This is a genomic window from Sphingomonas aquatilis, assembly GCF_014196115.1.
Taxonomy (GTDB): domain Bacteria; phylum Pseudomonadota; class Alphaproteobacteria; order Sphingomonadales; family Sphingomonadaceae; genus Sphingomonas; species Sphingomonas aquatilis.
In genome coordinates, this window is record NZ_JACIDB010000001.1 from 320,490 (window position 1) to 332,998 (window position 12,509).

10 protein-coding genes are annotated in these 12,509 nt (G+C 67.1%); 9 read left to right on the forward strand and 1 reads right to left on the reverse strand.

The window, feature by feature from the left end; genetic code table 11:
* Positions 1-323 precede the first annotated feature (323 nt).
* The 5 genes from GGR47_RS01525 to GGR47_RS01545 all read left to right on the forward strand — a co-directional run bounded on the left by GGR47_RS01525 (position 324) and on the right by GGR47_RS01545 (position 5,982).
* The gene (locus GGR47_RS01525) at positions 324-1,676 is read left to right on the forward strand and encodes a M48 family metalloprotease (protein WP_458635221.1); all 1,353 of its coding nucleotides are present in this window, start codon (positions 324-326) and stop codon (positions 1,674-1,676) included.
* Complete coding sequence (locus GGR47_RS01530; RefSeq protein WP_147037048.1) at positions 1,673-2,386, forward strand: DsbA family protein; 714 nt, start codon at positions 1,673-1,675, stop codon at positions 2,384-2,386. Before GGR47_RS01525 ends, GGR47_RS01530 begins: the two co-directional genes overlap by 4 nt.
* A gap of 259 nt (positions 2,387-2,645) precedes the next feature.
* Positions 2,646-4,142 (forward strand): sensor domain-containing diguanylate cyclase, encoded by a 1,497-nt coding sequence (locus GGR47_RS01535; protein ID WP_244305243.1) that lies wholly within the window; start codon positions 2,646-2,648, stop codon positions 4,140-4,142.
* Between the two features lie 90 nt (positions 4,143-4,232).
* Positions 4,233-5,162: an ABC transporter ATP-binding protein gene (locus GGR47_RS01540; RefSeq protein WP_147037049.1), complete on the forward strand. Its 930-nt coding sequence runs from the start codon at positions 4,233-4,235 to the stop codon at positions 5,160-5,162.
* 58 nt (positions 5,163-5,220) lie between these two features.
* Positions 5,221-5,982 carry an ABC transporter permease gene (locus GGR47_RS01545; RefSeq protein WP_147037050.1) on the forward strand — a complete coding sequence of 254 codons (762 nt, stop codon included), beginning with the start codon at positions 5,221-5,223 and terminating at the stop codon, positions 5,980-5,982.
* A gap of 96 nt (positions 5,983-6,078) precedes the next feature.
* Here GGR47_RS01545 and GGR47_RS01550 read toward each other — a convergent pair whose 3' ends face one another.
* The gene (locus tag GGR47_RS01550) at positions 6,079-6,789 is read right to left on the reverse strand and encodes a CPBP family intramembrane glutamic endopeptidase (protein WP_183949412.1); all 711 of its coding nucleotides are present in this window, start codon (positions 6,787-6,789) and stop codon (positions 6,079-6,081) included.
* Positions 6,790-6,884: 95 nt separating this feature from the next.
* Here GGR47_RS01550 and GGR47_RS01555 point away from each other — a divergent pair, with 95 nt between their 5' ends.
* The 4 genes from GGR47_RS01555 (at position 6,885) to GGR47_RS01570 (ending at position 12,177) form a co-directional block, all read left to right on the forward strand.
* On the forward strand, positions 6,885-9,407 hold the full coding sequence (locus GGR47_RS01555; RefSeq protein ID WP_147036097.1) for a penicillin-binding protein 1A: 2,523 nt from the start codon (positions 6,885-6,887) through the stop codon (positions 9,405-9,407).
* A 114-nt stretch (positions 9,408-9,521) separates the two neighbouring features.
* Positions 9,522-10,649 (forward strand): peptide chain release factor 2, encoded by a 1,128-nt coding sequence (gene prfB, locus GGR47_RS01560; protein ID WP_147036098.1) that lies wholly within the window; start codon positions 9,522-9,524, stop codon positions 10,647-10,649.
* On the forward strand, positions 10,646-11,377 hold the full coding sequence (locus GGR47_RS01565) for a class I SAM-dependent methyltransferase (protein WP_147036099.1): 732 nt from the start codon (positions 10,646-10,648) through the stop codon (positions 11,375-11,377). The genes prfB and GGR47_RS01565 overlap by 4 nt, the downstream gene beginning before the upstream one ends.
* 497 nt (positions 11,378-11,874) lie before the next feature.
* Entirely contained in the window at positions 11,875-12,177 is a 303-nt protein-coding gene (locus GGR47_RS01570) for a hypothetical protein (protein ID WP_147036100.1), read from the forward strand.
* The last annotated feature ends 332 nt before the right edge of the window (positions 12,178-12,509 follow it).

The window sequence follows — 12,509 nt, forward strand, 5'->3', positions numbered from 1 at the left end:
CGGCTCCCCGCGCGCGCCAAGTGGCCGACGGCTTTTGCGCGCAGAGGCGCAGAGGACGCAGAGCCGATATCGCGCGACAGCGCGCCCACACCCTCCCAAAACATCGCGAGCAATGCCGCCGCACCCGCGCCCCCTCCGCGTCCTCCGCGCCTCTGCGCGCATCCCTCTTCTTCTTCGCGGCGTCGCGTCTCCGCGCGAACCAAAACCCCGCTCACCCCCCGTTCACCCGCGCGCCGCTAACCACCCGTCGCATGCCCGCCAGCGTCCGTCGTTTGCCCGTGACCCCGCCGCCCGGCCCGCCTATGATCGCTCGCGTGTCTGCCCTGAAGCGCCTCGTCATCGCCGCCGCCGCCAGCGTGCTGCTGGCCGCCCAGCCGGCCTATGCCCAGTCGATCCTGCGCGATGCCGAGACGGAGGCGATGTTTGCCGACATGTCCACGCCGCTGGTCAAGGCGGCGGGCCTGTCGCCGCGCGACGTCAAGGTCGTCCTGATCAACGACGATTCGATCAACGCCTTCGTCGCGGGCGGCCAGACCGTCTACGTCCATTCGGGCCTGCTCCAGGCGGCGACCAGCGCCAACCAGGTGCAGGGCGTCATCGCGCACGAACTGGGGCATATCGCCGACGGGCACGTCGTTCTCGCCGATGCCGGCATCAAGCCTGCGATGCACATTACGCTTCTGTCGATGGTCCTCGGCCTCGCCGCCGTCGCAGCCGGCGCGGGCGAGGCGGGGGCGGGGCTGATGGCGCTCGGCCAGCAGGCCGGCATGGGCAAGTACCTCTCGTTCAGCCGCACGCAGGAATCCTCCGCCGACGCCGCCGGCGCGCGCTTCCTCACCACCGCCGGGATCACGGGGAAGGGGATGCTCACCTTCTTCAAGACGTTGCAGCAGCAGGAATATCGCTACGGCGTCGAGAATATCGATCCGTTCATGCAGACCCACCCGCTGTCGGGCGAGCGCATCGCCAATCTGACCGCGGTGCTCACCGCCGCGCCGTCGTGGAACACGCCGTCCGATCCGGCGCTCGAGGAACGCTTCCGCCGCGTGAAGGCGAAGCTCGAAGGCTATGTCATGCCGCCCGAACGCACGCTGCGCGACTTCCCCGACACCGACACCAGCATCTACGCGCATTACGCGCGCGCCTATGCCTATCATAAGGCCGGCTATCCCGACAAAGCCGACGCCGAATCGCTGGCGCTCATCAAGGCCAAGCCCGACGATCCTTATTTCCAGGAAATCCGCGGCCAGATCCTGCTCGAAGCCGGCAAGCCCGCCGACGCCATCGCGCCCCTGCGCGCCGCGACCGAAGGCTCGCGCAACAACCCGCTGATCGCCACCACCTTCGGCCACGCGCTGATCGCGACCGAGGACAAGACGCACTATCCCGAGGCGATCCGCGTGCTGCGCGTCGCCACGGGCCGCGACGATCAGAACCCCTTCGCCTGGTATCAGCTCGGCACCGCCTACGAACTGACCGGCGACACCGCGCGCGCCGCGCTCGCCACCGCGGAGCGCGCCAGCATGGACGGCGACATGCGCACCGCCGCGCAAAGCGCGCGTTACGCGCTCGCCAATATCCCGAAAAACACGCCCGACTGGATTCGGGCGCAGGACATCGCCATGGCCGCGCAGAACGACATGGACGACAACCCCAAGAAATATAAGAAGAGATGACCCGATACACTTTCCCGCTGATCGCGGCTCTCGGTGCCGTGATCGGCGCCGGCGCCGTCTGGAGCTACGATCGCTTCGCCTCGCCGGGCGGCCCCGACCAGGCGCGGATCGAGCGCGTCGTCCACGACTATGTCCTCAGCCATCCCGAGATCATTCCGCAGGCGATGCAGAAGCTGCAGGACCAGCAATCGGGCCAGGCCGTCGCCGCCAACCGGCGCGACATCGAAACGCCGTTCGGCAGCGCCTGGGCGGGCAATCCCAACGGCGACGTGACGCTGGTCGAATATTTCGACTATAATTGCGGCTATTGCCGCGCGTCGCTGCCCATGATCGCCGACCTCATCAAGCGCGATCCCAAGCTGCGCGTCGTCTACCGCGACCTGCCCATCCTGTCCGACGAAAGCCGCGTCGCCGCCCGCGCCAGCTTGCTCGCCGCGCAGCAGGGCAAGTTCCAGGCCTTCCACGATGCACTCTACGCCGGCGGCCCGGTCAGCGACGCCTCGATCCAGGCGGCGGCAGCGAAGGCAGGCGTCAGCCTGTCGGGCCTGCAAAGCCCCGTCATCACCGCCGAAATCGCGAAGAACATGCAGACCGCGGTCAAGCTCGGCATGAACGGCACGCCCAGCTGGGTCGTCGGCGACCGCATTCTGTCGGGCGCGCTGCCGATCGAGGAGATCGAAAAGGCGATTGCTGCGGCGCGGGCACGGTAGGCGGACCGGCCATCGCATTAGCACTTTGTCAAAGTCCGGAATGCTAGTCCTGTCGAAAGGACAATTCATGACGGTCTTCAAGCGCTTGCATTTCGACCGGTCGCTATCCTAGCGGTTCACGGCACCGCGAACGATCCTGCTGGCGACGCTCGCGATCGTCCTTGCGCAGCTGACCGCCTACGCCCTGATCCACGCCAGTCGCGAACAGCGGACCCGGTTCGATGCGCATGCCGCCGCGCTCGCCGATCTGTCGCGCGCTTTGTCCAACGCCGAGGATGCACTCCACAACGTCGCGGGCGTCCGCCACGATGGCAGGGCGATCGCGCAATTCTACACCTCGCTGCGCGACGTCGAAACGATCGTGCCGCGCCTGCGCATCGACCAGCGCAGCTATGCGCTGGATCCGGGCATCCATGGCGAAATCCAGACGCTGGTGCAGGGGTGGCGCCGCACCGTCGCCGCCTATGAAACGCACGATGACGCGCGCGCGGTCGGCATCCTCACGCTGCCCGCCGCCGAACGGGCGATGGAGGCAGTGCAGGCATCGGTCGGGCGGGCGATCGATCGCAGCCGGGCGGATGCCGCGGCCGCATCGCAGCGCATCTGGATGATCTTCAACCTGTTGTTCTGGTTCCAGATAGCGTCGGTGATCCTGCTCGCGCTGGCGATCGGCCGGTCCTACCGTCGCGTGATCGCCCAATCGCGTGGCCGCCTGGATGCGATGACCAGCGAAGCGGCGACCCGGCGTCGGCTGGAGCTGCTGTTCGGCATGCACGACATGCTACAGGCGGCGGAGGATCATCGCGACGCGAACCTGATCCTGTCGGCGACCGCCTCGCAGCTGGCGCCGAGCGTGCTGGGCGCGCTGTACGTCTTCAACAATTCAGGCGACCGGCTGCATTTGTCCACCCAATGGGGCGATGCGCGCGCCGACCAGCTGTTGCCGATGACGATCACGCCCAACGAATGCTGGGCGCTGAAGCGGGGCAAGCCGCACGTCAACGGCGATGGCGACCAGTCGCTACGCTGCATGCATGCGCACCACGGCGCGTCGGCCTCGATCGAGGTGCCGATGATCGCGCGCGGCAACATCCTCGGCATGCTGGTGATGGTCGCCCCGGAAGGCGAATCTGCCGACACCGGCGAACTGCGCGTCGTCGCCACCGCGCTCGCCGACGGCATGTCGCTCGCGCTGTCGAACATCGCGTTGCGCGAACGCCTGCGCACCCAGGCGCTGCGCGACGGGCTGACCGGCCTGTACAATCGCCGCTACATGGAGGACGCGCTCGAACGGCTGTTCGACGGGAACGGCCCCGCCGCGCCCGCTTCGTCGATCATCATGATCGATCTCGATCACTTCAAGAGCATCAACGACGAACACGGACACGCCGTCGGCGACAACATTTTGCGCGACGTCGGCCCGCTGCTGCTGGTCGGCCTGCGCAAGACCGACGTCGCCTGTCGCTATGGCGGCGAGGAACTCGTCGTCGTCCTACCCAATTGCGACCACGACCACGCCGTCGCCCGTGCCGAGGTGATCCGCAGCCGGATCGCCGAGCTGTCGAGCGCCTATAATTTCCCGATTTCGGCATCGCTCGGCGTCGCCACGTCGGAACGGCACGGCCGCACGATCCCGGCGCTGATGGCCGCCGCCGACGCCGCGCTCTACGATGCCAAATCCGCGGGCCGCAACCGGGTGATGAGCGCCGACCGCGCCCGCGACGCGATGGCGGACATGCCCCTCGCAGCGGAATGACGGACGGGCGCCGATCGCAGACGGATCGGTGCCCCCCTTTTTCCAGCCGCTTGAGCACCCTATCTCCCGCCCCGCAAAGGGGGCGCAACGATGCCGGAACCGATCCTCGCCGTGTCCGGCGTGTCCAAGACCTATAAGGGCGGCTTCACCGCCCTCCACAGCGTCGACCTGACGATCAACAAGGGCGAAATCTTCGCGCTTCTCGGCCCGAACGGCGCCGGCAAGACGACGCTGATCAGCATCATCTGCGGCATCGTCACGCCGTCGACCGGCACGATCCACGTCGCCGGGCATGATGCGGTGCGCGACTATAAGGCCGCCCGCCGCCGTATCGGTCTCGTGCCGCAGGAACTGTCGGTCGACATGTTCGAAACCGTACTCGCCACCGTCACCTTTTCGCGGCGGCTGTTCGGCCGCTCGGGCCACAGCGCCTATATCGAACAGATCCTTCGCGACCTGTCGCTGTGGGACAAGCGCGACGCCAAGATCATGGAGCTGTCGGGCGGCATGAAGCGCCGCGTGCTGATCGCCAAGGCGCTGGCGCACGAACCCGAGATCCTGTTCCTCGACGAACCCACCGCCGGGGTCGACGTCGCGCTGCGCCGCGACATGTGGAAGCTGGTGCACGGCCTGCGCGAACGCGGCGTCACGATCATCCTGACGACGCATTACATCGAAGAGGCCGAGGAAATGGCCGACCGCGTCGGCGTCATCAACAAGGGGCAGCTGCTGCTGGTCGACGAGAAATCGGCGCTGATGAAGAAGCTCGGCAAGCGCGAACTCGACCTCGCGCTGGTCGAACCGCTGTCGGCGGTGCCCGACGGCCTCGACCGCTGGCACCTCACCCTCGAAAACGACGGCAAGACGCTGCGCTACGTCTTCGACGCGACCGAGGAGCATACCGGCATCCCCTCGCTCCTGCGCGAACTCTCCGCACGCGACGTCGCGTTCAAGGACCTCGAAACCTCGAAATCGAGCCTCGAGGACATCTTCGTCGACCTGGTGGGCGAGCGGGCATGAGCGCGCAAAACACCGTCGTCGGCGCGACTTTTGTGACTTTCCGAAAGGCCGGCCGCGCATGAATCTCCACGGCGTCTGGGCGATCTATCGCTTCGAAATGGCCCGCGCGTTGCGCACGCTCTGGCAAAGCCTCGTCGCGCCGGTGCTCACCACCAGCCTCTATTTCATCGTCTTCGGCGGCGCGATCGGCAGCCGGATGCAGACGGTGGACGGCGTCGGCTATGGCAGCTTCATCGTGCCGGGCCTCATCATGCTGAGCCTTTTGACGCAGAGCGTCGGCAATGCCTCGATCGGCATCTATTTCCCCAAATTCACCGGCACGATCTTCGAACTGCTCTCCGCCCCCGTCTCGGCGATGGAGATGGTGCTGGGCTATGTCGGCGCAGCGGCGACCAAATCAGTCGTGCTGGGGATCATCATCCTCGTCACCTCAGCCTTCTTCGTGCCGATCCGCGTCGATCATCCCGCCGCGATGGTGGCGTTCCTATTGCTCACCGCGGTCGCGTTCAGCCTGTTCGGCTTCATCCTCGGCATCTGGGCCAAAAGCTTCGAACAATTGAACTTCGTGCCGATGCTGCTGATCACCCCGCTGACGTTCCTCGGCGGCAGCTTCTATTCGATCGACATGCTGCCCCAGCCGTGGCGGACGGTCAGCCTATTCAACCCCGTCGTCTATCTGGTCAGCGGCTTCCGCTGGAGCTTCTTCGGCAAGGGCGACGTCGACATCGCCGTAAGCCTCGGCGTCACGCTCGGCTTCCTCATCCTCTGCCTCGCCATCATCGCCTGGATCTTCAAAAGCGGCTGGCGCCTGAAGAACTAACTCCGTCACCCCGGGCTTGACCCGGGGTCCCGCTTCTTCCGCCGCGTCGCGATCAGCGGGACCCCGGCTCTTCGGCCGGGGTGACGAAGTGGGACCTCAATCCGCCGCCCGCACCCGCGACGCCACCCACGGCCGCAGCACGAGTGCGTTGAGGTCGACCAGCGCATGCACCGCGATCGCCACCCATAGGCTGCCGGTCCCCATGTACAGCGCCGCGAGCAGGGCGCCGCCAATCAGATTCGCTGCCATTCCCGCCCAGCCCTGATAGCGGTGCATGGCGGCAAAGGCGGCGGTGCCCACGCCCATCCCCACTGCGCCCGACCCGCAGGCCAGCGTCACGATCAGCGGCAACCACAGGCGGAAGAACAGCTCCTCCGTCACCCCCGCCGATATCGCCAGCACCGCCGCCGGCCACAGGTCGCCGTCGCGCCGCGGCAGCAGCGCGCTGGCGTCGCCGATCGTCCACGGCCCGCGCCCGCGCCGTGCTCGCCACCAGGTCAGCGCCAGGCCCAGCGCGCTGCCGCCCGCCAGCCCCAGCGCGATCGTCGTCGGCGCAATCGCGCCCGGCGGCAGGCCGAGCCCTTGCGCCAGCGGCAGGAAGGCAAGCGGCATGCCGCCGATCGCCCCCAGACCCCCGATCGCCGCCAGCCCCGCCAGCGCCGGCAGGCCATATCCCAGCCACAGCCCCGACGCCCAGCGCAGGTGCCGCGCGGCAAAGCCGATCCGCCACCCCGCCATCAGCTGCCCGCGCCACAGGATCAGCGCCTGATAGCCCAATGTCAGGACGAGGAGGATCGCGACCAGCATCGCCGCCGCCTATCGGTTCGTGCCCCTTCGCACCAGTCCGCCCGCCCACAGGCTGGCAAGCGCGGCCAAAGCCGTGTAGATGCGCGCTCCAGTCTATGGCGTCCGATCCCCCCCGCACCAGCCGATTCACCGCCTTCCGCGACGCCGGCGGCGTGCGTGGCCTCGTCAGCCGCTCCTGGGGGCGCTGGTGGGTGAAGGGGCTTGCCATCCTCGCCGTGCTGGCGGTCGCCGGATACGGTGTGCTGTGGGTGACGGTGCTGCGGCAATTGCCCTCGGTCGACCAGCTGCGCAGCTACGAACCGCCGTTGCCCACCAACGTGCGCGGCGCCGACGGGGCGCCGATCCAGTCCTACGCCCGCGAACGCCGCGTCGAGCTGAGCTATGCCGAATATCCGCCGCTGCTCGTCCGCGCCTTCCTGGCGGCGGAGGACAAGACCTTCTTCGAACATCACGGCGTCGACTATCCGGGCCTGGGCGGCGCGGTGATCGATTACGTGCGCAAGTTCGGCACCGGCCGCCGCGCCAAGGGCGGATCGACCATCACGCAACAGGTCGCCAAGAACCTGCTGATCGGCAACGAATATTCGCCGACGCGCAAGTTCAAGGAAGCGATCCTCGCCTATAAGATCGAGGACACGCTCACCAAGCCGCAGATCCTGGAACTGTACCTCAACCAGATCGCGCTGGGCCGGAACGCTTTCGGCGTCGAGGCGGCGAGCCATGCCTATTTCGACAAGGAGCTGAACGAGCTCGACCTCGCGCAGCTCGCCTATCTCGCCATCTTGCCGAAGGGCCCGTCGAACTACGATCCCGTTCGCCACGCCGATCGCGCGCTCGCCCGCCGCAATTACGTGCTGGGCGAGATGCTGAAGAACGGCTTCATCACGCAGGCCCAGCACGATCAGGCGGTGTCAGAACCGCTCGGCACCATCCTGCGCCGCACGCCGAAATACGAACGCGTCGGCGGCTATTTCGTCGAAGAGGTCCGCCGCCAGCTGATCGACAAGTTCGGCGAGACCGAGCGCGACGGCCCGTTTAGCGTCTACGCCGGCGGCCTGTGGGTGCGCACCAGCCTCGATACGCGGTTGCAGGACCTCGCCGCGCAGGCGCTGCGCGACGGCCTGCTCCGCTACGATTCGGGACGCGGCTGGTCCGGCCCGCTGCGCCACGTCGACCTCGACGACGCGGACGGCTGGTTGCAGCCGTTGCTCAACACCAACATCGGCCTCGACTATAAGGACTGGCGCGCGGCCATCGTGATCGCGCGAGAGGGCGACGCGTGGCAGATCGGGTTCGCCGACGGCAAGACCGGCACGCTGCCGCGCGGCGCTGCGCAGATGCCCGTCCGGGGCAAGGGCGGCACCGCCTTTGCCGCGCTGAAGGCCGGCGACATCATCGCGGTCGCGCCGCAGGGCGGCAGCTACGCCATCCGCTCGGTGCCGAAGATCAGCGGCGGCTTCGTCGTCGAAGAACCGCAGACCGGCCGCGTGCTTGCGATGCAGGGCGGGTTCGACAGCCGCTTGCAGGCGTTCAACCGCGCGACGCAGGCGATGCGCCAGCCCGGATCGACCATCAAGCCGATCGTCTATTCCGCCGCGCTCGAAAACGGCATGACGCCCGCCAGCATCATCGTCGACGGCCCGTTCTGCGTCTACCAGGGCGCGCGGCTGGGGCAGAAGTGCTTCCGCAACTTCGGCAATTCGCGCGGGGCGGGGCCGCACACGATGCGTTGGGGCATCGAACAGTCGCGCAACCTGATGACCGTCCGCGCCGCCGCGACCACCGGCATGCCGCGCGTCGTCGACGTCATGAAGCGGATGGGCGTGGGCGATTACCAGCCCTATCTCGCCAATGCGCTCGGCGCGGGCGTCACCACCGTCAGCCGCATGGTCAACGCCTATGCGACGCTCATCAACCAGGGCCGTGCCCATGCACCCACGCTGATCGACTTCGTGCAGGACCGCCACGGCAAGGTCATCTGGCCGGAGAATTGGCGCGGCTGCGACGGCTGCAACGCGCCCGATTACAATGGCAAGCCGATGCCGCGCCCGGGCGACCGCACGCGCCAGGCGATCGACCCGCTCACTGCGTACCAGATGGTCCACATCACCGAAGGCGTCATCCAGCGCGGCACCGCCGTCGTGCTGCGCGATCTCGACCGGCCGATGATGGGCAAGACCGGCACGACGACCGGCCCGACCGACGTCTGGTTCGTCGGCGGCACGCCGCAGTTCATCGGCGGCCTCTACGTCGGCTACGACACGCCCTCGAACCTCGGCGGCTATGCGCAGGGTGGCACCTTCGCCGCGCCGATCTTCAAGGAATTCGCGGTCAAGGCCTATGAGGGGCTCGACAAGATCCCGTTCCGCGCCCCCGCCGGCATCCGCATGGTCCGCATCGATCGCGCGACCGGCCGCCCGGTCTACGGCACTTTCCCGACCGACACCGATCCCAAGGCGGCGGTGATCTGGGAAGCGTTCAAGCCGCAGAGCGAGCCGCGCCGCGCGATCCACCGCGGGCCCACGCCCGCCGCGACCGCCACCGCCGCCGCCCCGCAACGCGCCACCAACACGCAGCGCGACAGCGATTTCTTGCAAAGGGAAGGCGGAATCTACTAGCGAACATTCTGTTCGTCATCCCGGCGCAGGCTGGGATCTTCCTCGTGGGGCACCATCTTTGCCGCATGAGATGCCAGCCTTCGCTGGCATGACGTTTGGTTTTGGAGAAGTTTCATGCGCGCCGAAGCGCAGTCCCACGTCGACCGTATCAATGACGCGCTGGCGCTGCTGCGCCGGTTCCTCGATTGGGACCGCGCGCTGCGCCGCCTCGACGAGCTGAACGCGCGCGTCGAGGACCAGGCGCTGTGGAACGATCCCAAGGCCGCGCAGGAGGTCATGCGCGAACGCCGCCGCCTGGACGAGGCGATCACCGCCACCCGCGCCATCCAGTCCGAGATGGACGACACCGTCGAACTCATCGAGATGGCCGAGGCCGAGGGCGACACCGCGATGGAGCAGGAGGGCGTCGAGGCGCTCGCTGCGCTGGCGGAACGCGCCGACCACGACAAGATCCAGGCGCTGCTGGCGGGCGAGGCCGACGCCAACGACACCTATATCGAAATCAACTCGGGCGCCGGCGGCACCGAGAGCCAGGACTGGGCGGGCATGCTCCAGCGCATGTATACGCGCTGGGCCGAACGCCGCGGCATGAAGGTCGAGCTGATCGACTATCACGCCGGCGAACAGGCGGGCATCAAGTCCGCGACGCTGCTCGTGAAGGGCGAGAACGCCTATGGCTATGCCAAGACCGAAAGCGGCGTCCACCGCCTCGTCCGCATCAGCCCGTATGACAGCGCCGCGCGCCGCCACACCAGCTTCTCCAGCGTCTGGGTCTATCCGGTGATCGACGACAATATCGTCGTCGATTACAACGAAAGCGACCTTCGCATCGACACGTACCGCGCGTCGGGCGCCGGTGGCCAGCACATCAACACAACCGATTCGGCGGTGCGCATCACGCACATCCCGACCGGCATCGTCGTCCAGTGCCAGAACCAGCGTTCGCAGCACAAGAACAAGGCAGAGGCGTACAACCAGCTGCGCGCGCGCCTTTACGAACTCGAACTGCAGAAGCGCGAACAGGCCGCCAACGCCGAAAACGCCACGAAGACCGACATCGGCTGGGGCCACCAGATCCGCAGCTACGTGCTCCAGCCGTATCAGCTGGTGAAGGACCTGCGCACCGGCACTACCTCCACCGCACCCGGCGACGTGCTCGACGGCGCGCTCGATCCGTTCATGGCCGCCGCGCTGTCGCAGCGCGTGACGGGTGAAAAGGTCGACGTGGAGGACGTGGATTGATCCGGCCCCGGGCCCGCGCCATCGCCGCCGCCACGGGGCTGTGCCTCGTCGCGTCCGCGTGCGACGGGTCCAAGCCGCTGCTGAAGCGCGACGACGCGCCCAGCCAGTTCCCGGTCGCCGACCGCCCGGTTGCGCATATCGTCTCGGCCCGCTGGTCGAACGAAGAGGCGCGCGATCGCCTCAACGAGGCGTCGGAGGTGATGGACAAGGCCGGCATCGCCAAGGGCATGACCGTCGCCGACATCGGCGCGGGCGAGGGCTATTACACCATCCGTCTCGCGCAACGTGTCGGCGAACACGGCCGCGTGCTGGCCGAGGATATCGTCGCCAGCGTCCGCGATGCTTTGGCCGAACGCGTCGCCCGCGAAGACCTCGAAAACGTCGCCGTCCGCCTCGGCACCCCCGCCGACCCCAAGCTGCCCCCGGCGAGCTTCGATCGCGTCCTCATGGTCCACATGTACCACGAGATCGAACAACCCTACGAATTCCTCTGGCGCCTCAGGCCCTCGCTCAAGCCCGAAGGCCTGGTCGTCGTCGTCGACGCCAACCGCCAGACCAAGAACCACGGCACGCCACCTGCACTGCTCAAGTGCGAGTTCGAGGCGGTCGGCTACCGTCAGGTCGCGATAACCGACATGCCGTCCGCCGGCGGCTACATGGCGACGTTCAAGGCGGTCGGCCCCCGGCCGGAGCCCGAGGCGATCAAGCCGTGCGTGATGCGGGATTGATTGGGGGCGTTGTGCAATGTGACGGGTCGACGACGACACCGCACCACACTGCGCGGAGGTATGCTGATCATCGCGCTGAAATGAATCGAAGGCGGGCTCTGGTTTCCGGCGCCCAAACTCTTATGTTGATCCAATCGCTGCTTTACCCAAGGTAGGCCGCAGCGGCTGAGAGACGGTCGCGCTCCCGCTTACGCAGTGGGATGACATATGCCTCCAGATTGCCACCCGAGCCGCCGTTACTGGCCGCTGCCGACAGCAGCAGCCTCTGAGGCAATCGAAGTTCATTGGGCGCATGAGGGTTTCGCCGCGCAACATCCTGATTGCATGCAGCCGATCGCGCATGGTGCCGCATCCGCTATCGCCTCACGCGCTCGTTCGTGACGCCTTTGGAACAGGAACAGCCCGCCGACCGGGTTAAGCCGCGTTCTCAGCGGTTTCGCCGTGCCTCCAACGCTGTCGCGCTCACATCGGATCAACGCAGGCGGCAAGCGAGGATCATGGCTGCCGCATGGCGGATCCTGGGATCGCGTGATGCTGTAATCGGCTTCTTCAATAGCTGGTCGAAAGATCTCGCTGGAAGGCCGCTCGACCTTGCTACGGACAGCGAGGATGGGTTTGCAGCCGTCGAGCAAGTGTTGCTGGGCGCCGAGATAAGCCCCGTCGCAATGGACTTGCTGATCCGCTCTACGACAGCGGTAGCGGCGTCAGGCCTCGTGGCCTGCGTTCCGGCTGTCGGCAACGACGGGCACGACAGTGATGGAGGCGGGGCGGCGTCTGAGGAGGCGTCCTTACATGACTGATCGCATAGCGCTGGCCGCCTCGAAACTCCGGTCCAGCGATGGGGGCTAACGAATTAGGGCTCGATCCTCTCGTCATCTTGGAGGCGGTCGAACTTGAGCGAACGCACCGATCGGACGCGCTGGCCGTCGCGCAGGCGAGGCTCAACGCGTCTTACAAGTATGACGACATAGATTTCTGGTCAGCCGTGTGCGCCTACTTGGCGGTCCGATCGTCGGCCGTGACGAAAAGGCCGTGAGGAAGCGACGGCGCGTGCTCGATGCCACGATCAAGATATCGGATCGATGATAGCGGTTTAGCCGATATGTCGCGGCCAGGTGTCGCTTTGGGGTAA

What these genes read in the sequence shown, in the direction of transcription:
- GGR47_RS01530 (WP_147037048.1), top strand. Translation starts at nt 1,673, where the DNA reads ATGACCCGATACACTTTCCCGCTGATCGCGGCTCTCGGTGCCGTGATC.
- GGR47_RS01540 (WP_147037049.1), top strand. Translation starts at nt 4,233, where the DNA reads ATGCCGGAACCGATCCTCGCCGTGTCCGGCGTGTCCAAGACCTATAAG.
- GGR47_RS01545 (WP_147037050.1), top strand. Translation starts at nt 5,221, where the DNA reads ATGAATCTCCACGGCGTCTGGGCGATCTATCGCTTCGAAATGGCCCGC.
- GGR47_RS01550 (WP_183949412.1), bottom strand. Translation starts at nt 6,789, where the DNA reads ATGCTGGTCGCGATCCTCCTCGTCCTGACATTGGGCTATCAGGCGCTG.
- GGR47_RS01555 (WP_147036097.1), top strand. Translation starts at nt 6,885, where the DNA reads ATGGCGTCCGATCCCCCCCGCACCAGCCGATTCACCGCCTTCCGCGAC.
- prfB (WP_147036098.1), top strand. Translation starts at nt 9,522, where the DNA reads ATGCGCGCCGAAGCGCAGTCCCACGTCGACCGTATCAATGACGCGCTG.
- GGR47_RS01570 (WP_147036100.1), top strand. Translation starts at nt 11,875, where the DNA reads ATGGCTGCCGCATGGCGGATCCTGGGATCGCGTGATGCTGTAATCGGC.